Below are 22,799 nucleotides of genomic sequence, written 5' to 3'. Positions count from 1 at the left end.
GCTGTGACTTACATCTATATTACAACGGATGTGGCCGTTTGTGGCAAGAGATTTGGGGAATTATTTGCGGCGCTAAATCTTGTTTGGGACTTGGTGGCTAAGGTGGGGAAAAGTCGATCGAATCCCTTGACATTTTGCAAGTTTTAGGTGTGGTTGAAGAAAGGCACGACACGGAAGTCACGGATACACGGATTCATTATTGAGCAGGAGTCAGGAGTTATCGATCGCAAAGCGTGTTAAAACCGAGTTAAGCGATCGTATTCTGAACTTATGGAAATAGTAGTGACGCTGGTGCTGGGTTCGGTGCTGTTGGTCTAGGAAATGCGGTTCGGGCGAGTGTTAGTTCGATCGCCCGTTACAGAAGAGGAGTTGTTTAAGGGCAGAAATTCGATCGCCCTGGCTTTGGCGATGCACTCGCGTGCGATCGTTGTGACCGAAAGCATCCAGGATACCCGCCACGTGATTCATTCCGAAAGCAGACTCAGTACCGGTGAAATAAAAAACCTGTATCCGATGAAACTTGCCGAACGTATTTATCTCGCGCAAGTCAATGCTTGAATCTAAAATCTAAAATCTAAAATCTAAAATCGATTGACTCAATGCTATCAATTGCTAGTCTGCTAGCCCAAAACACTGAGCACCCTTTAGACAATTGAATTGAGATTTTGGGCTGCATCGTTCAATTGTTGAGTGCCTACTTTGGTTTGAGTAATACCACTAGCTGTTTCTTTGGCAGATAGGTTGAGGCTGTTCATAGCATCCACTACTTGTTTAATAGCAACTGCTTGTTGTTGAGCAGTTAGAGAAATTTGTTGATTGTTCAATACCACATTGTTAACAGCATTTGCTACTTCCGAGAAAGCTGCAGCCGTTTCTTGACTGATTTTGGTTCCTTCTTCTACTGTTTTAGTACCTTCCTTTGTCACCGTTACGGTGGAATTTATCGCATTCTTGATATCATCGACTAGGCGGTTAATTTTCTGGGCTGATTTCTTACTTTTATCTGCTAGTTTGCGAATTTCTGTGGCTATGACAGTAAAACCTTTGGCGTTTTCGCCCGCCCGGACTGCTTCTACTGAGGCATTCAGTGCCAGCATATTTGTTTGATTGGCTAAATCTGTGACATCAGTAGAGATATTGCCAATCTGATGGGTTTGTTCGCTCAATTTCAGAATTTGTGCCGCGATTGCCCCGACATTTTCTTTCAATATTGTCATCGATTCCAGGGTTTGCTCCACTGCTAGGGTTCCCTTTTCAGTGCTCTTTAAAGCTTGCCGTGCAGATTCCGCACCAGCTTGGGCTTGTTGGGCTGATTGTTGGGAAGCAGCGCCCAACTCATCCATTGTGATTGTCGTTTGATTTACAGAGCTCGATTGCTGTGCGGCTGTGCGTTCCTGCTGTTCAACTGTGGCCGCAATCTCTGTGGAAGAACTGGCGATCGTATTTGCTACCTGATTGATTGGTCGGATAATTTTAGCAAAAATAAATAATACAATAAATGAACCCAATACTACAGCAACAACCGTACCTCCTATAGAAACAGTCGCCGCTAATTGCTCGGAATGTTTTGCTAATTTTGTTCTTTGAACCAGTAGATTATCTTCTACTTTAAGCATTTCTGCCAGCTTAGCCCTGATTTCATCCATAAGTATCTTGCCTTTACCTGAAATCACCAAGGCTCTTAGCTCTGGTTCTTTCCCAGCCCTTTTCAGGGATATAGTTTCCGCTAATTCATCTAGTTTTTGCTGACCCAACTTTTCAACTTGCTCCAACTTTTTCACTTGCTCATGATTATCTTTTATTAACTTTTTGGTCTCATTTACTGTTTTATAAAAGGCTAGTTGACCATTGTTATAAGGTTCTAAAAATTCCTCCTTACCAGCGAAGATAAACCCCCGCTGTCCTGTTTCAGCATCCAATAAATCTTTTTCTAGGGCTTGCAAATTGGTCTTGACTACATAAGTGTGCGTTTGCAACTCAATAGCTTCTGCTAAATTATCCATACTCAATTTAGTGGCAAATCCGATGCTAATCATTAAGAAAAAAATGGAGCCGAAGCCCAACGGAACTACTTTACTAAGCCGAATAATATTGTGCCACATTGCACTTTCTACTCCTTGATTCGTTGTTGACTTTTGTGGGGGAAGTTGCAGCGTCAATAATTTCCTGATGTTTTTCACCCAAGTAGTTATTTAATCCCTAATACTAATTCATAATTAATGCCCCTTTTTTCGTGGAAAAACTTCCAGCGCTTCTTTTTGCTTTCTTGGCTTTACCAACTCAACCATTGACTCAGACTCATCAAGAAAAATCTGGCAAAACTTAACGTCGAGCAAGCGATGCAGGTCAAAGTCTTTAGGATTAAGGGTTGTTTTGCCTGCTTTGATTTTGCATAAATCCTGTTTATTCGATTGTAGCTGGAAATTCAGGAACCAAACCGAAAAATCGTCAAATTCTCTCCCCCACTTTTCCTCTCTCCCACTATTGATTGGGGTTCAAGTCGATCGCATAAATGTTACAACCTAGTTAAGCAACAAAATTTTGAGTTCATGGAAATAGTAGTGACGTTGGTGCTGGGTTCGGTGCTGTTTGTCTGGGGAATGCGGTTCGGGCGAGTGTTAGTTCGATCGGGAGTGACGGCTAATGATTTGTTTAAGGGCAGAAATTCGATCGCCCTGCTGTTTTTGGGTTTTTATATTGCCTTGCTGCTACTGGCTCTAAATATGCCTCAAATGCCTGTTTTGCCTATCGAGTGGCGCTTTCACGGGATGCGAGTTACTTGGACTTTGCTCAGAGTGATGCTGATGGGAGTCTGCGGTATTGGCTTTAGTATAAGTTGGTTGACAGCGCGACCTCAAGTAATCGCAGTAATTTTAATTTGCTTGTTGGGATTGGGAGGATTTACAAGCGCTGAAAACTATTTCATGGCGCCAATTTACGCTGATTTAATAGATAATTTGCAGCCAAACGGTGTATTTCGGCAAACATCTAACAGCAGTTGCGCCCCCGCCGCCCTAGCAACAGTGTTAAGGCGTTGGGGAATCGAGGCGACGGAATCGAATGTAGCGCGTTTTGCCCGCACGAGTCGCTTGGGAACTTCGATGCCGCAGTTAATTATAGCAGCAAGAGCTTTGGGCGTAAATGCGATCGAACTAACGCCAACTTGGGAGCAAATTCAGCAAATTAATCGCCCCGGAGTGCTAGCAGTTTGGCTATTTGACGGCCCTCGGAAGCTACCCCACGCGGTCGCTTTGCTGGGAATGAATGACACTGTAGCTGCCATTGGAGACCCGGCGCGGGGCAGGATTTTCTATTTAGATAGGGCAACTTTTGCCGAGGTTTGGCGCGATCAATACGTGCCGATTTTTCGGTCTGCGGATATCTGGTTAAGCAATCAGCAAGCTATTGACTATTTGAGTAAATTAGGATATAATTCTGGTAATTTGCAAGCAGATATTGAGCGTTTTCAAACAGATAAAAAATTGCAAGTCAGCGGCAACTTAGACCGGATGACAGAGTTAATGTTGAGCGGCAGTTTTTTGCACGAAGTCCCCAGATTGGATGGGAAATAGTTATTGAAAATCGTCAACCGCAGAGGCACTCTTGAGCGACAGAAAATAGGAATCATGCGGTTTTTTTCCAACAATCTTTGAGTCATCCGTTCCTAAGCTGTTCTGCATTTAAATGGTATGTCAAAAAAATTTAAAGTCTTGTGGGGAGTAGGGGTTGGGCGTCCCGCCCGCCCTCAATCTACAATTTAAATGCGCGACAGCTTAGCGATCGCAAATATGTGATCGCCCCGGCAGATAATCGACGATCGCACCTTGGTAGCATGGCTGCCTGAAATTACCGTAAGCGTAGGCAGTAGCATCTAATTCCTCCTCTATTATTACGGTCGATCGCACCTTGGCTACCCCTCACCGTTTTTGACAATTGGGAACAGTTGAATCGGTCATTTTCGGCTCAGAAAGCTTGACTTCCCATCCAGGTAAATTCCACCAATTAACTCGCTGATTCGGCTGAATCCAAAAGTTGAGTTGCGTGATCTTGCCATCCTCAAATATGAGTGTGGGAAAGTTAGGATAACTGGTATCATCGGTTTCGCGATAAGTGCGTCCAAGGTAATTTAGGCAGGTCGTTAATCCCTCAGTAATTCCCAATTCTTCCACTCCCGTTCCCTTCAATTTGGCATCATCGTAGGTGAAAGAACCGTTGAATGAATTGCCCGCTAACCCGCCTTTGGTAACAGTGATGGTGAAATCGTAGGTGACGGGAACTGCGTAGGCTTGGGTTGCATTTACAACTGTGCTCAGAAGAGTCGTGGCTATGGCCACCGATAGTTTTGAAATTGCTCGCACACTCGCATCCCGAAACAGAACAACACTATAAATTTTGTTTTCAGCCATCGGGAAACTCCTTAACTACGCTTCTGTCGTAAGTGATTTACCGGATATGATATCATAAGTAATCAGTTAAATTCGATCGCACCAGAGTGCCAAGCAAACAAAAATTACCGCCTCTGCCTAATCCTGTATACTTTTTTCCACTGCAAACCCCAAGAGAAACCACTCGTCTTTAATCGCCCAGAATTAACTCAGTAGATTGAACAATATTCATTCCCGCCGCCGCAAATTTTTGATAAGCTGCATCTGCTTGTTCCGTAAAATCAACAACACCCGGAACAACCACAGGCGAAGTGCAATCTTCCAGCAAATAAACCTTCTTTGCCAAAGTCGGATCTCGCGCCAAAATTTCCGTTAACAAATCATCAATTGTCCAAGCAACGCAGTGACTTTTGGCTTGTCCGGCAATAATTACTGCATCAAAATCGAGTAATTTATCAATAAACTTAGCATTCTTTTCCGCAATCGGATTGCCGTCGAACCCATCTAACACTTCCGGTCGCAAAACCGAATAGTTTTCTGTCAGTGGATTCCCACCTTTGATTTCAAAAAGTGCTTGGCTGTTGCGGGCTATAGTATGAAAAAATATTGCTTCTTCCACCGCAGAAACCAGCGCGTGTCCGATGCCACCCAGCATCGAGTGATAGGGCCAAATTGTCAGGGGATATTTCCCATCGGCGCTGAGTTTTTTGACGTAGTGGCAAGCCTGTTTTTCCAGTGCTGAAAAATTGCCCCCGCTGATGCTATCGGCGACGGCTGGATTGACTTTCCAAATGCCTTTTTGGACATCTTCGAGTGTAAGAGAAGTTGCGGCTGGTAGGGGGTGTTCGCCAGCTTCGTTTATCCAAAAGATTGGATGAAAAATTTGCATGGCGGTGTGGGTGTCCATTGTCGGCGCAATGGTTGTAATTGCGTTTAAATTACGGTAAATAAATTCGCACAGTCGTCGGTTGTCGTCTACTGCACCGCTACCGGAACGCCCGCCCACAAATAGTTCAAATTCGGGCAAGCAAAAGGTATTTTGGGCGTCTATTATCAGCAAACAAATCTGATTTTTGTCGCTGGCGGCGGGCTGGATGCTGTGCTGCTTTGCCCAATCTTTCGCTTGGGTGGCGCGTTCTTGGTAGGGTACTCGCCAGACTTCGCCTAATTTTTTGGGGTCGAAATGTTCGGGGATTGGAAGTTGGGCTGGTGGTGTCATGACGATCGCTTTTAGGGTAGTTTACAGTAATAATTTAAGTTTGCAGTATAATGCTGATAAATATTTGCGGGTTAATCATGACAAAAGCACGAATCCAAGATTATGCTAGGGTAAAATTTAAACGCATAGTGTTGTTTTTTTTGATCGCACTTTTGGTCGCTCTCTTAATTGTAGCAACTAGATCTCCCTATGTTCAAGATGTTTTGAGAACTCTGTTAATGCGGATCGAGGATTTAGGGTGGTGGGGGCCGGTGGCTTTTGTAGCTACTTATAACTTGGCTACTGTGCTGTTTGTACCTGGTTCGGTACTGACGCTGGGAGGGGGGGCGATTTTTGGTTTGTGGTGGGGTTCAGTTTACGTATTTGCGGCTTCCATTTTAGGTGCTGTATTTGCTTTTGCGATCGGGCGCTATTTGTGCCGCGATCGCGTGGTAAAATATATGGAATCTCACCCCAAGTTTAAAGCTCTCGATCGCGCAGTTTCCCAACAAGGATTAAAAATAGTTTTTTTGACTCGTCTTTGTCCTTTATTTCCTTTCAATTTATTGAATTACGCTCTGGGAATTACTCAAGTTTCTTTGAAAGATTACGTGCTAGGTTCCTTGGGCATGATACCTGGTACAATTATGTACGTTTACTCTGGTTCTTTGGTGGGAGAGGTTGCTGCGATAGGTACGGCAACTGTGTATGTAAGTCCTCAAGATTCCGCAGTAAAATGGTTGATTAATATTATCAGTTTTCTTGCTACAGTCGCTGTTACTGTCTTTATCACTCGCATAGCCAGCAAAGCTTTGGAAGAAAGTATTTAATTAGGAGAATTTGCCCATGCTGCCGTCAAAAGTCGATCGCGTAACTGTCCCCCCGATGGACGAACACAACCAGAAATTAGTCTCCTATTTGCATCCGCCCGATTGGGTAAATCCGCAGCCTGCTAGTTCTTATAATTTAGTAGTAATTGGCGCAGGCCCCGCTGGATTAATTGTGGCTGCCGGTGCCGCCGGTTTGGGCGCGAAAGTTGCTTTGATTGAAAAACATTTGATGGGCGGCGACTGTTTGAATGTCGGTTGTGTGCCGTCAAAAGCTTTAATTCGATCGTCTCGCACTGTTGGCGATATCTGGGAAGCAAATAAATTTGGTGTTAATGTTTCTGACAGTGTAGAAGTGGATTTTGCCGCTGTGATGGAACGGCTGCGCCGCATCAGGGCGGGAATCAGCGATGTTGATTCTGTTCAACGCTACCAAGACAAATTAGGAGTCGATGTTTTCTTAGGTTCCGGTCGTTTTACTAGCAATAATACAGTAGAAGTAGGCGGTCAAACTCTTCGCTTTAAAAAAGCAGTAATTGCCACAGGTGCAAGGGCGCTACAACCACAAATTCCCGGTTTACTAGAAGCTGGATATTTGACAAATGAAACTGTCTTTAACCTGACAGAAAGACCTCAACGTTTGGCAGTAATTGGCGCAGGGCCGATCGGCTGCGAATTGGCTCAAGCCTTTCGGCGGCTGGGTTCGGAAGTCGTATTGCTGCACAAAAATGCTCAGATTTTAGACAAGGAAGATGCGGATGCTGCTACAATTGTGCAGCAGGCTTTTCTACGCGAAGAAATTCAACTAATACTAGAATCCACAATAGAGCGCGTTGAAAACACAAATACAGGCAAAGTAATTTATTATCAATCTAAAGGTAAGGAAGCATCGGTAACAGTAGATGAAATTATTGTGAGTACAGGGCGATCGCCCAACGTCGAAGGATTAAATCTGGAGGCGATCGGCGTTGAATACGATACACAAACAGGCGTATTTGTCAACGACAACTTGCAAACTACTAATCCCCGCATTTATGCCGCCGGCGATATTTGCATGAAACATAAATTTACTCACGCTGCTGATTTTGCCGCGAGGATAGTGATTCAAAACACTCTATTTTTCGGGCGCAAAAAGCTCAGCGCTTTGACGATACCTTGGTGTACTTACACAAACCCGGAAATTGCGCGCGTCGGAATTGGGGAACACGAGGCTAAGGAAAAAGGCATTGATATCGATACATTTTTAATTCCTTTCAGTCAAGTCGATCGGGCAATTATTGACGGCGAAGAGGAAGGATTTGTGAAAATTCACGTCAAAAAAGGCAGCGATAAAATATTAGGTGCAACTATTGTAGCCCGACACGCTGGGGATATGATCAGCGAGATTACTTTGGCAATGGTTAACAATATTGGTTTGGGAAAGATTGCTAGCACAATTCACCCGTATCCAACACAAGCTGATGCAATTCGGAAAGCCGGAGATGCTTACAATCGCACTCGTTTGACGCCGTTTGTGAAAAATTTGTTTAATCGCTGGCTGGCTTGGACGCGATAGTTTGAACTGTATTGAATCAACACCAGGTACAATTGAACCGTAGGGGCGGGTTCACCAACCATCTCTGGAAAAAATTAATAATCTCCTAAACCCGCCCCCACCCGATAGAAAATACAAATTTACCATTAATTTATTGAATCAAATGTTGATGTAAAATTGGGCGGTGGCGGGGCGGGTTTATCAGATTGTTTGATTTGTGTTACATATTTCGGTGAACCCGCCCCTACAGAGATTGCGGTTTTCAATATTCCCATTTACGTTTCTGTTTCTGTTTCAAATCCAACACCTTCATACAAAAGTGCGATCGGCAAATCAAACTCAATGCTTGATAAAGTGATTATCTCCCCAGCAGTGTAAGAATAGTACAGCCACATTTTCCCCTCTCCCCGACAGTAACGCTCAACAAAAATCTTTTGTGAATCAATCAAGATATACTCTTGTAAAGTCGGAATTTTTAGATAACAAGTGAATTTTTCATCCCGATCTTTAGCACTTGTACTGGGAGAAAGAACTTCCACAATGATTTTAGGATTATGAATGAATTTGCGGGAATCCAGGTCTTGAGGGTCGCAACTGACTATCACATCAGGGTAGTAGTAACGGCTTTGAAAACTGACTTGCAATTTCACATCTGACACGTTCATCCGACAGCCTCTGGAACGCAGATGCGGGTACAAGTTCCTGTAAAAGTTAAGTGCAAGATCGTTATGGGGAATTGTACTGCCCGTCATGGCAAAAACTTCGCCGTTGACATATTCGTGGCGAATCTCTTGTTGAGCTTCCCATTCTAGGTATTCCTCAACCGTCATTTTTTGGGGTGCTTGGGGAATGGCTATCATAACAAAATTTTTTGTACTGTTACTTTGATTATAGCATTAGGCATGGGACAATTGTCAAACAAACCCTGCCTTAAAAATCCCCTTCATCTACTTGGAATACCGTCAATCCCAAGCCTCTCCACATATCAACAACTTGCTGGCGATCGTCCAAAACAAACTTAACATTATATTTCCCTGCAATATGCTGCCGATACAACTCTTCCTTCATAATTGCATCCTTCCTCATATCTCCAGTTTTCCGCAGATAAAGAGCGGCATAATTAACCTCATACTGCTGCAACCATTTTTCAGTTTGAGGCTGACAATCATCTGTTCGGCCCGACACTACAATAATATGGGCGCTGGATTGCCACTTGCGAACGGTATCTAAAACCGGCTGATTTGGTAAATCGCGATCGCACGTAGAAGCATCAAAAGGATTTCTGCCATTGAGAAGCGCTAATGTGCCGTCCATATCCACAATAATTGCATCCGGCAAATCCGGGTTATATTCCGGCGGCACAACGGGAACCCGCACGTACTTATTGTACATCTTCACGATCACATCTTTGCCCACCGAATTCAGCCTTTTCAAATCCCGTTTAATACATTCCTCAACCGGAACTTGTAGGAAAGAATCATTAACTTCGACAACAGCTTTACCTTTAACCAACTCCTTGATATGCTCGATGTGAGGCCCAAAATTAGTATCATCAACAATGACGTGCTTGCCACTTTCCAAAGCCATCAAAATAATCGTATCTCTCAACTGCACAATAAACTTTTCATTCGCAGGCGACCAATGAGAAGCGTGAGCCATTTCTCTGAGCAAATCTTTATTGCTACGCACCCACTTTGCAGGTTCCGACAGCAGCAATTCCCTAGCAAATTGAGATTTTCCCGAAGCAGGTAAGCCGACAAGTACAATAACTCTTTTCATGGCAATTGGCAATTGGTAATTGGTAATTGGGCATTGGGCATTGGGCATTGGGCATTGTTTAAATACTTACCTCTTCATTCCATCCGTTACATCCGTTACATCCGTTACATAATCCGTTGCCGAACTTCCCTCTTCCTTAAACATCTGCCTCACGCTCGATAATTAATCCGTGTATCCGTGTCAAAATCCGTGTCGTGCCTTCTTCTTCACAAACCTAAATGGATGTAATCTAAACCCAGCAACTCTTCTATTTTATGAATAGTAACATCACGGAGAGCTTCTTTCACTCCCGCAACTCTTCGGGCCCGCAAAGAAAACAAAATCCCGGAATACGGCAAATGTTTCACAGCTAATGCAAAATCTTTCTGAACTTCGATATGTTCGTGCTGTCGGTAAGCTTCCTCGATTTCTTCAACCAAAGATTGATATTTGTCCTTAACTTGTTGATACAACTCACTCCACTCAGGAAAATAAGCTAAAAACTCTTCTCCTTCATTAGTTAAAACAATCTCGATCATCCTGCGCGTCGAAAACCCTTCACGCAGATGGGAAATCGCGACATATTGCGGAGACTTAACTTTAACTCGGTTGAAGTTAGCGTCGCAGATAATATACCCTTCAGAATCCATCGGGTCTAAATGTTGAGCGGCTTCGATAACTTCTTTCCAGCTAGTTAAAGGATAGGATGCGACCAATTCCCATCCGTATTTATTTGCCCAAATACTCGGGTCTGTTTCTAGCAGCGTTTGAGTGTTGCGAACCCCGTGCAGCACGATTTGATTGTTTTGTTGCTGGACAACTATTCTATTGTAAGGCGTCATCAACTCAAAGATAAAACACTGGTCGGTTTCTTGTGGCAATTGATATTCCAATTCTTGCCAGACTTTCCAAAAAAGTTCGGCAAAGCTGAACCCAAAACCATTAACTTCGCCGGCGGCGTCGGGAGTGCCGCTAGATTGCACTCTCCATTCTCCCTTGTAAAAATACAGTACAGTCAGAGAACCGTCTAGTTTTTCATAAACTTTGGCATGACTCCAATCAATTGCAGCGGCGTGAATTTCTCCGTAATTAAAAAATTTGTCGTAGGGATAAGAAACTATCTGCCAATCTTGAGATGAATCTAAAATAATGCCTCGGCACTGCTGGACTATTTTTTCGCCTAGGGGAGATTCTATCTGCGAGTATTTCAGACAGACTAAATCGGGATATTGGCGGTGGCGGGTAACTTTGATATGATAAGTTTCGGACAAGGTTTCCAATCCGTGCTGGCGTAAATAATCTTGCAGTTCCACGTTCTCTTCCTAAATTTGTCGCCTTTTCTATTTTATCGGTAACTGCATATTTTAGGGAGTTTGTAAAAAAAATTAAAGTTGCTCTTTTGCGGAATGCCTATTGTGAGTTTGGTATTTTGGAGTAGGGTTGTAAATAGGTGAATGCGCTTCACCGAAAAACCGGACTATTTCGACAGTAAGGAAAAAAATAATGAACAATAAATTATTACTTTTGGCGACTTCTACGTGTGTATTGACTGTTTTAGTACCTGTATCGCGAGTTTTTGGTGCGTGCGAATTGTCGCAGCGGCCGCCGGAAACCCAATCTGTTGCTGTAGCGGGTACTGTTGTTCCGGTAAGTCAAATTTTGCAAAAGTTAAAAGGCAAAACACAAGTACCCATTTTCCTCCCCAGCCGGCTTCCTATTTCCCAGAAGCTTTACTATCAAAGCCAAGCAAAAACGGACAGCTATACTATTTCAATGGAGTATACAGCAGATTGCCGAGGTGCGGGAGCTTGCACTTTTGGGGAAATTCGAGGTGAGAAAGGCGGTGAGTTTTCTACTAAAGTAGAAGGGGTAACTAAGACTTTAAAAAATGTTCAACTGGCTGACCGAGTGAAAGGAGTTTTTCACAATGGTTGCGGGGCTTACTGCACAGCAACACTTGAGTGGAAAAGTCAGGGTTTTATGTATACCGTAGCCCTTAAGAACGGACGAGAATCTGATTTAATTTTAATAGCAAATTCTGCTATTCTAGCTCGGAAGCGTTAAGTTTTGTAGTCGGGGACGCACAACTTCTATCTGTAGGGTGCTCCGTGCGTACCTGACCGTTATTGTATGATATATCTTAACTCGCACTCGCCTCTTACAAGATGCTATGGTTTTTTTGCGCTGACCTACTTAGGGGGAAATCAGGATGAGGAGAAGATGGCTATTTGCGGCGATTTTTGCTTGTGTGGTGACTGCTTTTACCATCGCACCTTTGACACCAAACTCAGCGTTAGCAAGGACTCAACTCCCGATTACAGAAATCCGCTGGTTTAATTATTCCCCTGAAGATAGCTGGCAACCGATACAATTTATTGTACCCGATCGCAATACTGCAAAATCTGTCGGCAGCCGCAAGTTGCGGTTGTACGATGTTCATATTGCCAAGATGTTTGAGATTTCTCATTTTCTGTGCGATCGCGATCGTGCTTCTGAGGGTTACAATTGGTCTTATCAAGCGGAAAATGGCAATATTGAGATGGGACGCTTCAAAATTAGCTGCAATCTCGCCCGTTCCATAGCCACAGCTTACGGCTTAGGGAAACCAGAAAGTACAGTGATTCGCCGCAGCTTCAACCTGAAAAATGGTCGCCCTTCTTTTGCGCTAGAAAAATACTCTATTCCCACTTTGAACATTGCTAAAAATAGAGTTGTGCAGTGGAGGAATTTTGTGCAAAAGTTTCCCCAAATCCCCGATAACTCAGGTGCAAACCAAGCTAACAGTCGTTTTCCTGCTAGTAACATCTTTAGACAAATCAAAGGCAAAACGCGAGTGCCTGTTTTTCTTCCTAGTAGACTTCCTTTATCTGACATTCAGCAACTGGATTTTGATGTGCAAGCCGGTGCCAACGGTTACATTGTGGGAATGTATTTAGGCAAAGGATGCCGCGCGGGATCTTGTTATTTCGGCACAATCGAAGCTAAAAGAAATGAACCGTTTTCGCCTCCTTCGCAATTGCCGCAGGATACTTACAGAAGCGTTGAATTGGCAGGCGGATTCAGGGGGATTTATTTCAATAATTGCGGTGCTTACTGCACTGCTTTTGTTGAGTGGCAAAGGCTGGGGGTGCTGTACCGAGTCACAAGGAAAAACGCACGGCAGCAAGAAGTTGTCCAGATAGCAAATTCTGCACTTCAAGCAGGGCAACGTTAAATTGTGGTGGGAAATGGAAAAGGTACGCGCGACCTTTTTCGCATTAAATATCCCGTTGCTGTACAATTAAAAAGTACCTAAAAAACTAATGAGATGCCTGCGATTAGCGTTGAAGAAGCCAAGCAGAGTCTGCAAGCTATCTTGGAAAAGGTGGCAAAAGGAGAAGAAGTGACAATCCTACAGGAAGGCCAAGTAGTAGCTCGCGTAGTCCCGCCGCTATCCAAGGAGCAGCGGTTAGCTAGGCGTAAAGCATTCCGAAACTCCCTTAATGTCAAGGGCGAGCCAATGAGTGCAACAGTCATTAGGCTAAGGGAGGAAGCACGGTATTGATTTATATAGATATTATTAAAGTAAAGTTCAGTTATTAATTGCCGTAGCTGAGGGCTAAAAGTTCGAGATCCCTTTGGTCAACGAAGCTGCTACAAATAAATACGATCGCCCTTTTCCCCTCGCCACTACATTTCTCTCCCCAAATCCCGCAATCTTTAAGCTAATTCTTTCTCGCTGCAGCTAAGCTAACTCCTCATGTCAACCAGGTTCATCCGGCTCGACGCTAGGTAAATCTCACATCTTGCACCATTCTCGCTTAACAGGCTTTCCGGCCTGTTCCACAAAGAGTAGATTTTCTTGTGGAACGGGCATCTTGCCCGTTCCTAAAACGCTTATTGACAATGGTGCAACATCTCAGTAAATCATACATCGCCGGCAGGCTTTGCTTCGGAATGTCGATCGCCCCCATGCCAGCGACTCCCAATGCTGGATGGGAAACATCATCAAGACTCACTGCTACTGGCGGTCATACCATTTTAGATTTTAGATTTTAGATTTTAGATTGGCAATGGCTTATTATGTAAAGGTTTGGAGCTTGCCTACCGTTGCATCCTTTTTTCAAACAGGCGGTCAAAATTTGGTATTTCTATTTTATCGCCCGAATTATCCCAACCAGCAATTAAAGTCCCCACCTGCGGTACGCTAGATCAGGTGAATATATTGGCTGATTTCAAGCTATCCTCCGATCGATCTTATGTCCCCAACCACATCTGCCCCTTCCCGAACCGTTCGCATCGGTTCCCGCAAAAGCCAACTCGCTCTCGTGCAAACCCACTGGGTGCAAGAACAGCTACAGAAACACTTCCCGCAACACACTTTTGAAGTCCACACCATGTCCACCCAAGGGGACATAATACTTGATGTCGCCCTCGCTAAAATTGGCGATAAAGGACTTTTCACCAAAGAATTAGAAACGGGAATGATTAACAATGAAACGGACTTTGCCGTTCATTCCCTCAAAGATTTGCCTACTAATTTGCCCGAAGGTTTAATTTTAGGATGCGTCACCGAACGGGAAAATCCCGCTGACGCCCTGGTAGTTCACTCCAAGCACAAAGACAAGCAACTCGACACTCTCCCAGAAGGTGCAGTAATCGGCACTTCTTCCCTGCGGCGGCTGGCTCAACTGCGGCACCATTTCCCTCATTTTGAATTTAAAGATATTCGCGGCAATCTCAATACTAGACTCGCTAAATTAGATGAGGGCGGTTACGACGCGATTATTTTAGCAGTTGCCGGATTGGAAAGATTGGGAATGGGCGATCGCATCCACCAAATTATCCCTGCTGAAATCTCCCTTCACGCCGTAGGACAAGGTGCTTTGGGCATCGAATGCCGCGCCGGAGACACAGAAATCATGGCACTGATTAAAGCTCTCGAACACTCGGAAACCGCCCAAAGATGTTATGCTGAACGCGCATTCCTGCGGGAGTTAGAAGGCGGCTGTCAAGTGCCGATCGGCGTCAATACCAAAATAGAAAACGGTCAATTAACCTTAACCGGAATGGTATCGAGTCTCGACGGCCAGCGATTCGTCAAAGATAGTGTTTCCGGCGCCGCCGAGACTGCTGAAATGATCGGAATTGACCTCGCTCACCGCTTGCGCCAACAGGGTGCTAGTGCAATTTTGGAGGAAATATTTGTCGAAGTTCAACGTGGTTCCTAAAACCGATCGGCATCTCTTTGTCAATGCTTTTAGACGCGATATATCGCCTTTTGTAATAAAATAAACAGAACAGGCGGTTTGCTTTGGCAAAACAGGTAGAGTAGCAGTCAGATTGTAGATTTTTGATGGGATTTTAGGTAGGACTTGCGCGATAGATTTCAAAAATATCTGACTAATTTAGGACGCTCCGCACGGGTGTTGAGCAACCCGGTTTCTGATGTAAGTCTCGCTGTATAGCCCAAGATTTATGGTAAAAACCGATTTTTTTTCGTAAGTCCTATAATTCTTAACATCCCCATCCAAAATCTACAATCAAACATCGAAAATTAATCAGCAATTTATTTCAGGTAAAAGCCAAATATGAGCGCTAGAGAAACTCAATTAAAGCTGGAATTGAAAAAGGTTCAGCAACTTTATAGCAAAATGCAGGCAGACCAACAAGCTTTGCAGAAGCAATTGAAAGAGTTCAAAACTCAAGCCGGAAGTTTTTCGGATGTAGTCGAGCAAGTCTTGCCGTCCGTAGTTTCAATTTACGTCATGGATTGGGATACAGAAGAAGAGATTTCTTCAGGAAGCGGGTTCTTTGTATCGCCGGACATAATTGTCACGAACTATCACGTTGTAGAAGATATTGCCGATGAAGATTACTTCTATGAAGAAGATGAAATCGAACAGGTTTTAGTGGAAACTCACGACGGAAAATTGAGATTAGCCGAAGTGGTGTTTACTGGTAATGCTGAAGAAGATTTAGCATTACTCTTAATTAGCGATTTTACCTTCGACCCGAACACAGGGGAACAAGTGGACTCTCCCCAAGAATATCCTCCCCTAGAGTTGTCTTTGGATGTGAAAGTGGGAGATAGAGTAATTGCTGTGGGCAATCCTTTGGGGCAGTTTGCTTCAACTGTAACTCAAGGTATTGTGAGTGCAATTCGCGAACCAGAGGAATATGAAGAAGGCGACGATGAAGAAGATGTTGCTGAGGTGAAGGTGTTGCAAACTGATGCGGCGATTAATCCGGGAAATTCGGGCGGCCCGTTGATTAATATGGCTGGTCAAGTGGTTGGTGTGAATACCTGGGGATTGGAAGATGCCGACAGTATTAATTTGGCGATCGCCTCTGAAGCTTTGGATGATTTTCTAGCGGGATTTGAGGAGACTATTGAGGACAATTCTCAGAATTAGTCGGGAGTTTCTGTAATATGTCATTCGGGCGATCGCCCTCGATCGAAATAAGGGCGATCGTTCTTTTTTTACCGCAAATAAACGCAGATGGGATAAGAAAGATTGCCTGTTTTTTGCGAAAGAGTTCTCGCTATTTTAGATCGCAGATATATAGTAAATTTCACCACGTTTCATCTGTCAGTCCATCTGCAACTGTCGCGTCCCAATCCGGGTCATTTTCTAGAGATGCTTCTCGGTAGGCAGACTCTAGTTCCAGACTCCGCAATAACTTCAGTGCTACTTCTATTACTTGGAAGTCAGAGCCAAAAAACCGGGTTTTTTTATCAAAATACTTCGTTGGAACATCGCAGATTTGGTAACAAACCCGGTTTCTGACCGCCCGTGCGTCCAGGACTGTTTATGCAGCCTCAGTCAAAGTCCTGACACGCAAAACTTCATTAGACATCAACGGTTCAATTTCCGACTCAGCTAAGGTAATTACAGCTATAGTTTCACCTAAAGCATTAAAAACTTCGAGACTGTAGCCATCCTCATCGGGGTGGGGATGATGCTCAACAATAGTGGCAATATCTCCTCGACAGAGTTTGTACTTGGGTACATCGGTTCGTAATGCTACTCTTTTAAACAAAGGAAATTTCATTTTATACCTCCTTATTGGGATATAGGGTGATAAACTTGGTTTTTTGCGAGGGAAACTCAGTCATCCAAATAGTTACTACTGGCAGACCTCTTCCGTTAGGGCCAGTTAACGTGCCGCGAATTTCATACTTATTACCATAGCGCGTTTGTTCGGTTGGTGTTGCATCCAGAGGCAAAATTTGTTCTTTTAAGTCTTGTTCTAGTTGTTGCCAGTTGTCTAGGGTGTAATTGGCTCGTGCAAGAAACAAAGATTTATCATCTTCTACTAAGAACTTGAGCAAATACTGAGTTATTTTTACTTCAGCAATAATGGTATCATTTGGTAGTTTCACTTACTTAATGTGGTAAAATTAGTACGATTAATTTAAAATTATCTATTATTTTTAGAATATAGCACGAGCGAGCGAGTAAAATAAATTTTACGCTTGATAATAGCGATCGCACTTCCCCAAAAAAGCGATGAGCTTGACAAAAGCGTAAAACAGGTGGTAATCTGAATAAGATGAATATAAATGGAAATTTTAATTATGCCAATTGCACAATTATTTCCTCTGCTTGGTCATTTATCCCGTGTGGATAAATTAAGAGTAATAGAATTTTTGGTTTCTGAGTTAGCAAAAGAAGAAGATTTGGCTAACTTAGAGTCTAAAGATAATTATTTTGAGATGTTGCATAATTCCGATGAAGGAGCACGTCAATTGGCACAGTTTCTAGAGGAACAAAAGCAAATGCAAAATGCTTAATGGTGAAAAATACTCTTTTGCCTCTAAATTCGATCGCTTTGGCGAGGTATCTTATGCGCCTTATTTACCGATAATATTAAGCTATCGAAACCAGTCAATTGAAATGATGGGGTTGCTGGATACTGGGGCAAGCATGAATGTTTTGCCTTATGAAATTGGTTTACAATTAGGGGCTGTTTGGGACGAACAAACCTTTGTTATTTCTTTATCTGGAAATCTGGCAAATATCGAGGCTAGGGCTTTGTTGTTGTCAGGGACAGTCAGCAGGTTTGCACCAGTTAACTTGGCTTTTGCTTGGACTAGACAAAGAAATATGCCGCTCATTTTAGGAAGGTTAAATTTTTTGGCAGAGTTTGATGTTTGTTTTTATGTATCTGAACTAGGATTTGAAATTGCACCTAAGCAATCTCACTAATAGGTGGTTATAAGGGGTCGCCCTTCCACACAAAAGAGCGATCGCCTCATAATATCTTTAGGGGCGATCGCTCTTTTTTTGAAAAGGCATGAAAAGAGCGATCGCGAACGAATAAAAATTATATATTATTTTTAGCAAGACCTGAATTGGTAATTACAAAGATTATTTTTAGATTATAGCACGAACGATCGAGCCAAGTAAATTTTACTATTGACACAGCGATCGCCTGTTTTTTGGAAAAGCCTTTAGGGGCGGGCGATGCCCTGCCCTTCGACTCCGCTCAGGAACCGCGTAGCCGAAGGGTTCGCCTAGATATTTGACACCATCGACCAATGATAAAAACCCGCCGCTACAGATTCTACTAATTCATCAGGATTTCTTCCTTGTGAATGTAAAAGAACCTTCAGCCTTAGCTGATCCAGAACTATGGCTGCAAACCACTCGACCAGTTATTGTATTACGACCATCTTTAACACTGCTAATAGTTCCTGTATGTTCACTTGTGAAACCTCCTTCTGTTGAGCTGAGAGTAAATACCTTGCCTGATACTGTGCCACCTGCCGCAGATCCATATCCCTTGCTACCCGTAGTGCTTGACCATCCACCAAAATTACCGGGTATGCTGATACTCTGTCTTGACTGAACCATAATAAATTCATTCGCTCCAAAAGAAGGTGCGCCTATTGAACCAGGATGGCATCCTGGTTCTCGATCAGCGGTATAAAAAGGGTCTCTCTTCGCAGTCCAAGTTCCAGTTAAGCTGTAGTATGGGCCATACTCCTGCCAATGACCGTATCTTTGGACTGGTAGTCTGCTCCGCTCAAGTAAATTTCTATGAGGATTTTGTATGCCATTAGATTGAAGTCTACCTGAATCTTTATATATACCTTGATCAAGGTTATAATCAGATGTTACATTATGTACTGCTTCATCCCAATCATTCTTACACACCGAAGTATTAGGATCTTCTGTATGGTGTCGATTTCCGAATCCACCGCACGCATAACCCCTTGGGTTGTTCACGCAGCAGTCGTCATGTCTCGCACTTCCTGGTGTGGCATACATTTCAACCATACACGTATCATTGTTATACCGGGGCGGATAGATAGGGACACCTCCTTCGCATTGATTTCCAACCGCCCCAAAACATTTCTGATCCTCTCGACTTGTACCAACAATCGAAAAATCACATTTTCCCGTAACATCAGGTGGAGGCAAAGGCCGCATGAGAGAAGGATCGATTCGTGAACCCGGATCATTAAACTCTGGTCTGATAATATTTGGCCCCGGATCTTGAGGAAAAGGCGGCGCTTGTGGATTACTCCCAGGAGGCGCACTCGGTGCATCATCAAACTCCCCCGGAGCTCGCTGCACCAACCAATCCGCAATATTCCTTTCCACAGCAGGCGGAGTCGCCGCCACCACCCGATCGGACGAATTAACTAAATTCACCGTGCAAATAGTAGAATTAAAACTAAAAACACTACAAAGTGCAGCCGATAAAGCCCGATTGACAAACGTACCAGGAGCCAGCAAAGCACCCATTAAAACAGTAATAAAACTGACAATACCCAGAGCAAAAAGACGAATACGACGCATAATTTACCTCAACTAAATGACTAAATAATCTTCTCATTAACCTCGTAGGGGCGGGTTCGCCCGGATATTTGCCACCCATCAAAAAAATATTTAAACCCGCCCCCATCCCACGCAAAAATCAAGAATTAATTGAATTTAACGGTGAGGCGGGAATAGTTATTCGGGAGTTATTGGTTGGGTGGGGGCGGGTTTATTAAGATTATCGGTGGGTGGCAAAATTGATCGGTGAACCCTTCGGCTACGCTCAGGGCATCGCCCGCCCCTACAAATTTAAAACGGCAAAATCCTCCGAATTCCCCTTTGAATCACATCCTTAAATACCTCTTGAGCAAAATCTCCAAACCAACCCTGCGCCTCCCCAGGTTTTACCTCTTCCGCATCCGCATTTTCCGCAGGTTTCTCATCCACCTTCAAAGCAGATTTCTCCATCCCTACCTGCGACATCATCCCCACAAAAGTATTAATCGGAATCGCTGAATTAAACCCCGTTTTTACTTCTTCTTGCCTTCCCCCAGCCTCATTTTGCACTCGACCAACTGTATCTCCCTGTCCGTGAATTCCAATCACTCGGCCGCTAACATCAAATACTGGCCCACCACTCATTCCCCGCCGCGTCACTGCGTCGTAACGCATCGTATATCCTTGATCGTTACTCGATCGCACATTAGTAACTTGCCCATTCGTAAACTGATATTCCCGTTCTTGACTCCCCACACCCGCAGGCAAAGGATACCCCGAAATATAAACCCCTGAACCGATTTCGGCTTCATCGGAATTACTAATCGGTGCAACTGAATATTCCTCGTCACTCTCAAACATCACAACTGCTAAATCCGGCCCGCTGTCATTATTCTGAAAACCCTTAACTTCCGTCACTTTATGCTCTTTCTTCTTAGAAGTAACAATCACGTACTCGGAATTAGGATTTATCACCACATGATTCGCCGTCAACACCGTGTAAATCTTGCCTTTCTTAGCAATGATTACCCCAGAACCGCCTTTATCAGTAGCTAGAGTATTATTAATTTGTACTGTAGTAGGAACTGCAATTCGAGCTACTTCTCTCGCCGTTTTTGCCATCGCGGGCTGACTGATTACAATTGTTGCTACCGCTACCGTTCCTGCTATAATTCCAGGAATGTAATTAGACCGATTAAAACCTAAATTCATAAACTAACTCCGTTGATAATCTGAAACTAAATATCTTGCACTTTCTCGCCGATCCGACAGGGATTGAAATCCCTGTCTCAAAGCTGAAGTCCACTTAAGTGGACTAAATATCCCGCTTATTTCTTAGTCCGCGTAGGCGGACTTCGTTTTTGTAGAAGCGATTTCAATCGCCGAGTGACTGAAAAATTCAGTCCTCTTTAGAGGACTTTAGCTAAAAGCCCCGTGGATTTTAATCCCTGGCGGATAGTGGGTAATTCGCCGATCGACTGTAAGACGAAATAAATCGCAAATAGGTACTAATTGGAATTCCCCAACTAGAATTAACCATTTGCTCTAACATTGTCCCTGACGGTTCTGTTCCATCTTCAAACGCATACACTCCAAAATCTGGATCGCGATTTTTTACCCGCCCATTAATGCCAATTAATAACCCCTGACTGTTAAAAATTGGCCCGCCACTCATCCCGACAGCAATATCATTTGTGTAACCCAAACGATAGCCTTGAGCGAGTGATTTTGGCGGCAGCACTGATACAACACCTTGAGTAAACCGAAATGCCCGAATTCCTTGGTCGAATGTAGTAGTTGAACTACCTCCCCGATACATCGGAAATCCTGCGGCAAATACAGGTTCTCCTACTGTTAATAAATCAGTGCTAATTCTGGTTACTTGATACTGAATGGAACTGCGAAATTGGACGATCGCCAGATCCGCATTTCCCAACTGCAACGGCGCTCTCAAAAGCCGATACCTCTGGCCGTCGGGCGCAATAATGGTATGCTGCTGGCTGAAAGCCACAACGTGCCAACTCGTCAGCACCGTATAAACTTGCCCCTGTCGCCGGACGATCGCCCCGGAACCAGAAGCATTCGGTGTTAAAATTCGCACCGTCATCAACCTCGCCAAGCGCTCAATATTGGCACTTTGACTATCAGCAACCCCATAATTCGTCATCACCGGTTGAGCGGCGATTCTTATTGGAAAAAGACTCGCCGCGATCGCACAAATTGCCACGATGCGTAGCAAATTGCTCACCTTAAAGCTCCCGCATTCCACCACCAGTGGGCTGTTGAGGTGCCGGCTGATTGTTAGCCGGTGCTGGCTGATTGTTAGCCGGCGCAGGAGGCGCTACAGAGTTGCCGCCTTCGTCCCCTAACCGCGGGCGCGCGTCAATGTAAGGCATCGCATCGCTTTCAGACAGGGCCGGCGCACCCGCTTGCCCCTCGCGCAACCCCATGAATTGATACAATGTGCGAACCGCGTCTTGACCTGGTTTGAGTGTATAAATTAAGCCGTCGCAGCGTGAGTTGACTTGACTAGCGGTGCAAATCACTCGCTGTCCGTTCATGTAGCCAACTGTCACAAACTTTAGCTGTTTGTTCTGGCGGAAGGTTTCCAAGCGCCCGCTAACTTCGCGGCAGCGCGTCATGGGATCGTAGCCAGAGTCGCGGAAGTAGTCGGAAACCCAGTTAATCCAAACCTCCCGTACCCCTTGGCGGTTTTGGTAAACCGTCGATGGTGAACCGGAGGATGTGTCACACATAAAGCCTGACGCTGATTGGCTTTGGCTGGGTTTAGCGCTCAAAGCTAGGCTGCCGATCGCGATCGCCCCCGCTAAGACAGTTAGAAATTGTCGTTTAATCTCACTTTTCATCAACTTTACCTCACATTACAATTTGTTTCCTAAAACAACAGGCTGGGGGAAGTGGCAAAAAGATACAAAGTTCTTTGCCACTTCCCCCAGCCCCGCGAAACTCACATTCGTCACAGACTAGGCGCAGTGACTTGATATTCAGTAGTTTTTAAGGTCAAATGCTGTCGATATTCACAACCGTACAGCTACAATAGATACACTAATAGATACACTTGAGTTTTTTTCTCTATTGTTAATCATTATTGTAAATCCTTTTCAACAGCCTGTCAACGCCTCAATCAGAAATAAGTTTTTGGCTAGTAAAAGGTGGGGCGATCGCTATTTTTTTCACCGCACAGCGACGCGGATGGAAAAAGGGCGATCGCATTCTTGAGTAAAGTGCGATCGCTACAGCAACTCAGATTTATACTTGTTTTTGGAAGGCGCGTTAATATTGTGCCACTCGCCATTTAAACTTAATCTAGAGTAACAATCTCAAGGA

Annotated in this window: 25 protein-coding genes; 13 read left to right on the top strand and 12 right to left on the bottom strand. The window is 44.1% G+C overall.

Translation table 11 applies throughout. The features are described from left to right. Positions 1 to 321 precede the first annotated feature (321 nt). On the top strand, positions 322 to 558 hold the full coding sequence (locus QUB24_RS21825) for a hypothetical protein (RefSeq protein WP_333155387.1): 237 nt from the start codon (positions 322 to 324) through the stop codon (positions 556 to 558). An 86-nt stretch (positions 559 to 644) separates the two neighbouring features. Here QUB24_RS21825 and QUB24_RS21820 read toward each other — a convergent pair whose 3' ends face one another. Beyond that, the gene (locus QUB24_RS21820; RefSeq protein WP_445300426.1) at positions 645 to 2,102 is read right to left on the bottom strand and encodes a CHASE3 domain-containing protein; all 1,458 of its coding nucleotides are present in this window, start codon (positions 2,100 to 2,102) and stop codon (positions 645 to 647) included. 447 nt (positions 2,103 to 2,549) lie between these two features. On the opposite strand from QUB24_RS21820, the gene QUB24_RS21815 reads away from it, so the two are divergent. Then, positions 2,550 to 3,572, top strand: coding sequence for a cysteine peptidase family C39 domain-containing protein (locus tag QUB24_RS21815; RefSeq protein WP_333155383.1), 1,023 nt, complete (start codon positions 2,550 to 2,552; stop codon positions 3,570 to 3,572). 345 nt (positions 3,573 to 3,917) lie between these two features. Here the strand turns inward: QUB24_RS21815 and QUB24_RS21810 are convergent, their stop codons facing one another. Both QUB24_RS21810 and QUB24_RS21805 read right to left on the bottom strand, forming a co-directional pair. Further along, positions 3,918 to 4,406, bottom strand: coding sequence for a hypothetical protein (locus QUB24_RS21810; RefSeq protein WP_333155381.1), 489 nt, complete (start codon positions 4,404 to 4,406; stop codon positions 3,918 to 3,920). A gap of 169 nt (positions 4,407 to 4,575) precedes the next feature. Beyond that, a complete protein-coding gene (locus QUB24_RS21805; RefSeq protein ID WP_333155377.1) occupies positions 4,576 to 5,604 on the bottom strand; it encodes an isochorismatase in 1,029 nt (342 codons plus the stop codon). A gap of 77 nt (positions 5,605 to 5,681) precedes the next feature. On the opposite strand from QUB24_RS21805, the gene QUB24_RS21800 reads away from it, so the two are divergent. After that, on the top strand, positions 5,682 to 6,413 hold the full coding sequence (locus tag QUB24_RS21800) for a TVP38/TMEM64 family protein (protein WP_333155376.1): 732 nt from the start codon (positions 5,682 to 5,684) through the stop codon (positions 6,411 to 6,413). A gap of 16 nt (positions 6,414 to 6,429) precedes the next feature. Beyond that, entirely contained in the window at positions 6,430 to 7,965 is a 1,536-nt protein-coding gene (locus QUB24_RS21795) for a mercuric reductase (RefSeq protein ID WP_333155375.1), read from the top strand. A gap of 254 nt (positions 7,966 to 8,219) precedes the next feature. On the opposite strand, the gene QUB24_RS21790 is transcribed toward QUB24_RS21795, so the two are convergent. The 3 genes from QUB24_RS21790 to QUB24_RS21780 all read right to left on the bottom strand — a co-directional run bounded on the left by QUB24_RS21790 (position 8,220) and on the right by QUB24_RS21780 (position 11,015). Beyond that, positions 8,220 to 8,804, bottom strand: a complete 585-nt coding sequence (locus QUB24_RS21790) for a Uma2 family endonuclease (protein WP_333155373.1) — start codon at positions 8,802 to 8,804, stop codon at positions 8,220 to 8,222. Between the two features lie 70 nt (positions 8,805 to 8,874). Next, positions 8,875 to 9,723 (bottom strand): phosphatase domain-containing protein, encoded by an 849-nt coding sequence (locus QUB24_RS21785; RefSeq protein ID WP_333155371.1) that lies wholly within the window; start codon positions 9,721 to 9,723, stop codon positions 8,875 to 8,877. A 206-nt stretch (positions 9,724 to 9,929) separates the two neighbouring features. Beyond that, complete coding sequence (locus QUB24_RS21780) at positions 9,930 to 11,015, bottom strand: T4 RnlA family RNA ligase (RefSeq protein ID WP_333155367.1); 1,086 nt, start codon at positions 11,013 to 11,015, stop codon at positions 9,930 to 9,932. A gap of 190 nt (positions 11,016 to 11,205) precedes the next feature. Between QUB24_RS21780 and QUB24_RS21775 the strand changes: the two genes are divergently transcribed. The 6 genes from QUB24_RS21775 (at position 11,206) to QUB24_RS21750 (ending at position 16,097) form a co-directional block, all read left to right on the top strand. Further along, a complete protein-coding gene (locus QUB24_RS21775; protein ID WP_333155365.1) occupies positions 11,206 to 11,766 on the top strand; it encodes a hypothetical protein in 561 nt (186 codons plus the stop codon). A gap of 145 nt (positions 11,767 to 11,911) precedes the next feature. Further along, positions 11,912 to 12,916, top strand: coding sequence for a hypothetical protein (locus tag QUB24_RS21770; RefSeq protein WP_333155363.1), 1,005 nt, complete (start codon positions 11,912 to 11,914; stop codon positions 12,914 to 12,916). 93 nt (positions 12,917 to 13,009) lie between these two features. Continuing rightward, positions 13,010 to 13,246 carry a type II toxin-antitoxin system Phd/YefM family antitoxin gene (locus QUB24_RS21765; RefSeq protein ID WP_333155360.1) on the top strand — a complete coding sequence of 79 codons (237 nt, stop codon included), beginning with the start codon at positions 13,010 to 13,012 and terminating at the stop codon, positions 13,244 to 13,246. A gap of 341 nt (positions 13,247 to 13,587) precedes the next feature. Then, complete coding sequence (locus QUB24_RS21760) at positions 13,588 to 13,740, top strand: hypothetical protein (RefSeq protein WP_333155359.1); 153 nt, start codon at positions 13,588 to 13,590, stop codon at positions 13,738 to 13,740. Between the two features lie 200 nt (positions 13,741 to 13,940). Next, positions 13,941 to 14,912 carry a hydroxymethylbilane synthase gene (hemC, locus tag QUB24_RS21755; RefSeq protein ID WP_333155356.1) on the top strand — a complete coding sequence of 324 codons (972 nt, stop codon included), beginning with the start codon at positions 13,941 to 13,943 and terminating at the stop codon, positions 14,910 to 14,912. A 360-nt stretch (positions 14,913 to 15,272) separates the two neighbouring features. After that, positions 15,273 to 16,097, top strand: a complete 825-nt coding sequence (locus tag QUB24_RS21750) for a S1C family serine protease (protein WP_333155354.1) — start codon at positions 15,273 to 15,275, stop codon at positions 16,095 to 16,097. 397 nt (positions 16,098 to 16,494) lie between these two features. On the opposite strand, the gene QUB24_RS21745 is transcribed toward QUB24_RS21750, so the two are convergent. Both QUB24_RS21745 and QUB24_RS21740 read right to left on the bottom strand, forming a co-directional pair. After that, entirely contained in the window at positions 16,495 to 16,737 is a 243-nt protein-coding gene (locus tag QUB24_RS21745) for a DUF4926 domain-containing protein (RefSeq protein WP_015176446.1), read from the bottom strand. Position 16,738: 1 nt separating this feature from the next. Continuing rightward, on the bottom strand, positions 16,739 to 17,068 hold the full coding sequence (locus QUB24_RS21740) for a DUF6883 domain-containing protein (protein ID WP_333155353.1): 330 nt from the start codon (positions 17,066 to 17,068) through the stop codon (positions 16,739 to 16,741). A 180-nt stretch (positions 17,069 to 17,248) separates the two neighbouring features. Here QUB24_RS21740 and QUB24_RS21735 point away from each other — a divergent pair, with 180 nt between their 5' ends. Together QUB24_RS21735 and QUB24_RS21730 are read left to right on the top strand one after the other, a co-directional pair. After that, complete coding sequence (locus QUB24_RS21735; protein ID WP_333155350.1) at positions 17,249 to 17,479, top strand: hypothetical protein; 231 nt, start codon at positions 17,249 to 17,251, stop codon at positions 17,477 to 17,479. Continuing rightward, on the top strand, positions 17,472 to 17,894 hold the full coding sequence (locus tag QUB24_RS21730; protein ID WP_293274773.1) for a retroviral-like aspartic protease: 423 nt from the start codon (positions 17,472 to 17,474) through the stop codon (positions 17,892 to 17,894). The genes QUB24_RS21735 and QUB24_RS21730 overlap by 8 nt, the downstream gene beginning before the upstream one ends. Before the next feature lie 369 nt (positions 17,895 to 18,263). Here the strand turns inward: QUB24_RS21730 and QUB24_RS21725 are convergent, their stop codons facing one another. From QUB24_RS21725 to QUB24_RS21710, 4 genes are all read right to left on the bottom strand, one after another. After that, entirely contained in the window at positions 18,264 to 19,493 is a 1,230-nt protein-coding gene (locus QUB24_RS21725; protein ID WP_333155346.1) for a hypothetical protein, read from the bottom strand. A gap of 270 nt (positions 19,494 to 19,763) precedes the next feature. Beyond that, positions 19,764 to 20,663 carry a serine protease gene (locus tag QUB24_RS21720; protein WP_333155343.1) on the bottom strand — a complete coding sequence of 300 codons (900 nt, stop codon included), beginning with the start codon at positions 20,661 to 20,663 and terminating at the stop codon, positions 19,764 to 19,766. 229 nt (positions 20,664 to 20,892) lie between these two features. Beyond that, entirely contained in the window at positions 20,893 to 21,699 is an 807-nt protein-coding gene (locus tag QUB24_RS21715; protein WP_333155342.1) for a serine protease, read from the bottom strand. 1 nt (position 21,700) lies between these two features. Continuing rightward, positions 21,701 to 22,318, bottom strand: a complete 618-nt coding sequence (locus QUB24_RS21710; RefSeq protein ID WP_015176452.1) for a COP23 domain-containing protein — start codon at positions 22,316 to 22,318, stop codon at positions 21,701 to 21,703. Between the two features lie 229 nt (positions 22,319 to 22,547). On the opposite strand from QUB24_RS21710, the gene QUB24_RS21705 reads away from it, so the two are divergent. Then, positions 22,548 to 22,691: a hypothetical protein gene (locus tag QUB24_RS21705; protein ID WP_333155340.1), complete on the top strand. Its 144-nt coding sequence runs from the start codon at positions 22,548 to 22,550 to the stop codon at positions 22,689 to 22,691. The last annotated feature ends 108 nt before the right edge of the window (positions 22,692 to 22,799 follow it).

The sequence above is a fragment of the Microcoleus sp. B9-D4 genome (genome assembly GCF_036705105.1).
Taxonomy (GTDB): Bacteria; Cyanobacteriota; Cyanobacteriia; order Cyanobacteriales; family Microcoleaceae; genus Microcoleus.
The sequence above is the reverse complement of the archived record's forward strand: the minus strand, read 5'-3'. Positions and strand labels throughout refer to the sequence as shown.

Bases quoted from the DNA above. Each gene is read 5' to 3' on its own strand.
- QUB24_RS21810 (WP_333155381.1), bottom strand. From the start codon at position 4,406: ATGGCTGAAAACAAAATTTATAGTGTTGTTCTGTTTCGGGATGCGAGT.
- QUB24_RS21790 (WP_333155373.1), bottom strand. From the start codon at position 8,804: ATGATAGCCATTCCCCAAGCACCCCAAAAAATGACGGTTGAGGAATAC.
- QUB24_RS21725 (WP_333155346.1), bottom strand. From the start codon at position 19,493: ATGCGTCGTATTCGTCTTTTTGCTCTGGGTATTGTCAGTTTTATTACT.
- QUB24_RS21770 (WP_333155363.1), top strand. From the start codon at position 11,912: ATGAGGAGAAGATGGCTATTTGCGGCGATTTTTGCTTGTGTGGTGACT.
- QUB24_RS21730 (WP_293274773.1), top strand. From the start codon at position 17,472: ATGCTTAATGGTGAAAAATACTCTTTTGCCTCTAAATTCGATCGCTTT.
- QUB24_RS21825 (WP_333155387.1), top strand. From the start codon at position 322: ATGCGGTTCGGGCGAGTGTTAGTTCGATCGCCCGTTACAGAAGAGGAG.
- QUB24_RS21720 (WP_333155343.1), bottom strand. From the start codon at position 20,663: ATGAATTTAGGTTTTAATCGGTCTAATTACATTCCTGGAATTATAGCA.
- QUB24_RS21735 (WP_333155350.1), top strand. From the start codon at position 17,249: ATGGAAATTTTAATTATGCCAATTGCACAATTATTTCCTCTGCTTGGT.
- QUB24_RS21775 (WP_333155365.1), top strand. From the start codon at position 11,206: ATGAACAATAAATTATTACTTTTGGCGACTTCTACGTGTGTATTGACT.
- QUB24_RS21820 (WP_445300426.1), bottom strand. From the start codon at position 2,102: ATGTGGCACAATATTATTCGGCTTAGTAAAGTAGTTCCGTTGGGCTTC.
- QUB24_RS21805 (WP_333155377.1), bottom strand. From the start codon at position 5,604: ATGACACCACCAGCCCAACTTCCAATCCCCGAACATTTCGACCCCAAA.
- QUB24_RS21785 (WP_333155371.1), bottom strand. From the start codon at position 9,723: ATGAAAAGAGTTATTGTACTTGTCGGCTTACCTGCTTCGGGAAAATCT.
- QUB24_RS21760 (WP_333155359.1), top strand. From the start codon at position 13,588: ATGGTGCAACATCTCAGTAAATCATACATCGCCGGCAGGCTTTGCTTC.
- hemC (WP_333155356.1), top strand. From the start codon at position 13,941: ATGTCCCCAACCACATCTGCCCCTTCCCGAACCGTTCGCATCGGTTCC.
- QUB24_RS21710 (WP_015176452.1), bottom strand. From the start codon at position 22,318: ATGAAAAGTGAGATTAAACGACAATTTCTAACTGTCTTAGCGGGGGCG.
- QUB24_RS21800 (WP_333155376.1), top strand. From the start codon at position 5,682: ATGACAAAAGCACGAATCCAAGATTATGCTAGGGTAAAATTTAAACGC.
- QUB24_RS21765 (WP_333155360.1), top strand. From the start codon at position 13,010: ATGCCTGCGATTAGCGTTGAAGAAGCCAAGCAGAGTCTGCAAGCTATC.
- QUB24_RS21815 (WP_333155383.1), top strand. From the start codon at position 2,550: ATGGAAATAGTAGTGACGTTGGTGCTGGGTTCGGTGCTGTTTGTCTGG.
- QUB24_RS21750 (WP_333155354.1), top strand. From the start codon at position 15,273: ATGAGCGCTAGAGAAACTCAATTAAAGCTGGAATTGAAAAAGGTTCAG.
- QUB24_RS21745 (WP_015176446.1), bottom strand. From the start codon at position 16,737: ATGAAATTTCCTTTGTTTAAAAGAGTAGCATTACGAACCGATGTACCC.
- QUB24_RS21795 (WP_333155375.1), top strand. From the start codon at position 6,430: ATGCTGCCGTCAAAAGTCGATCGCGTAACTGTCCCCCCGATGGACGAA.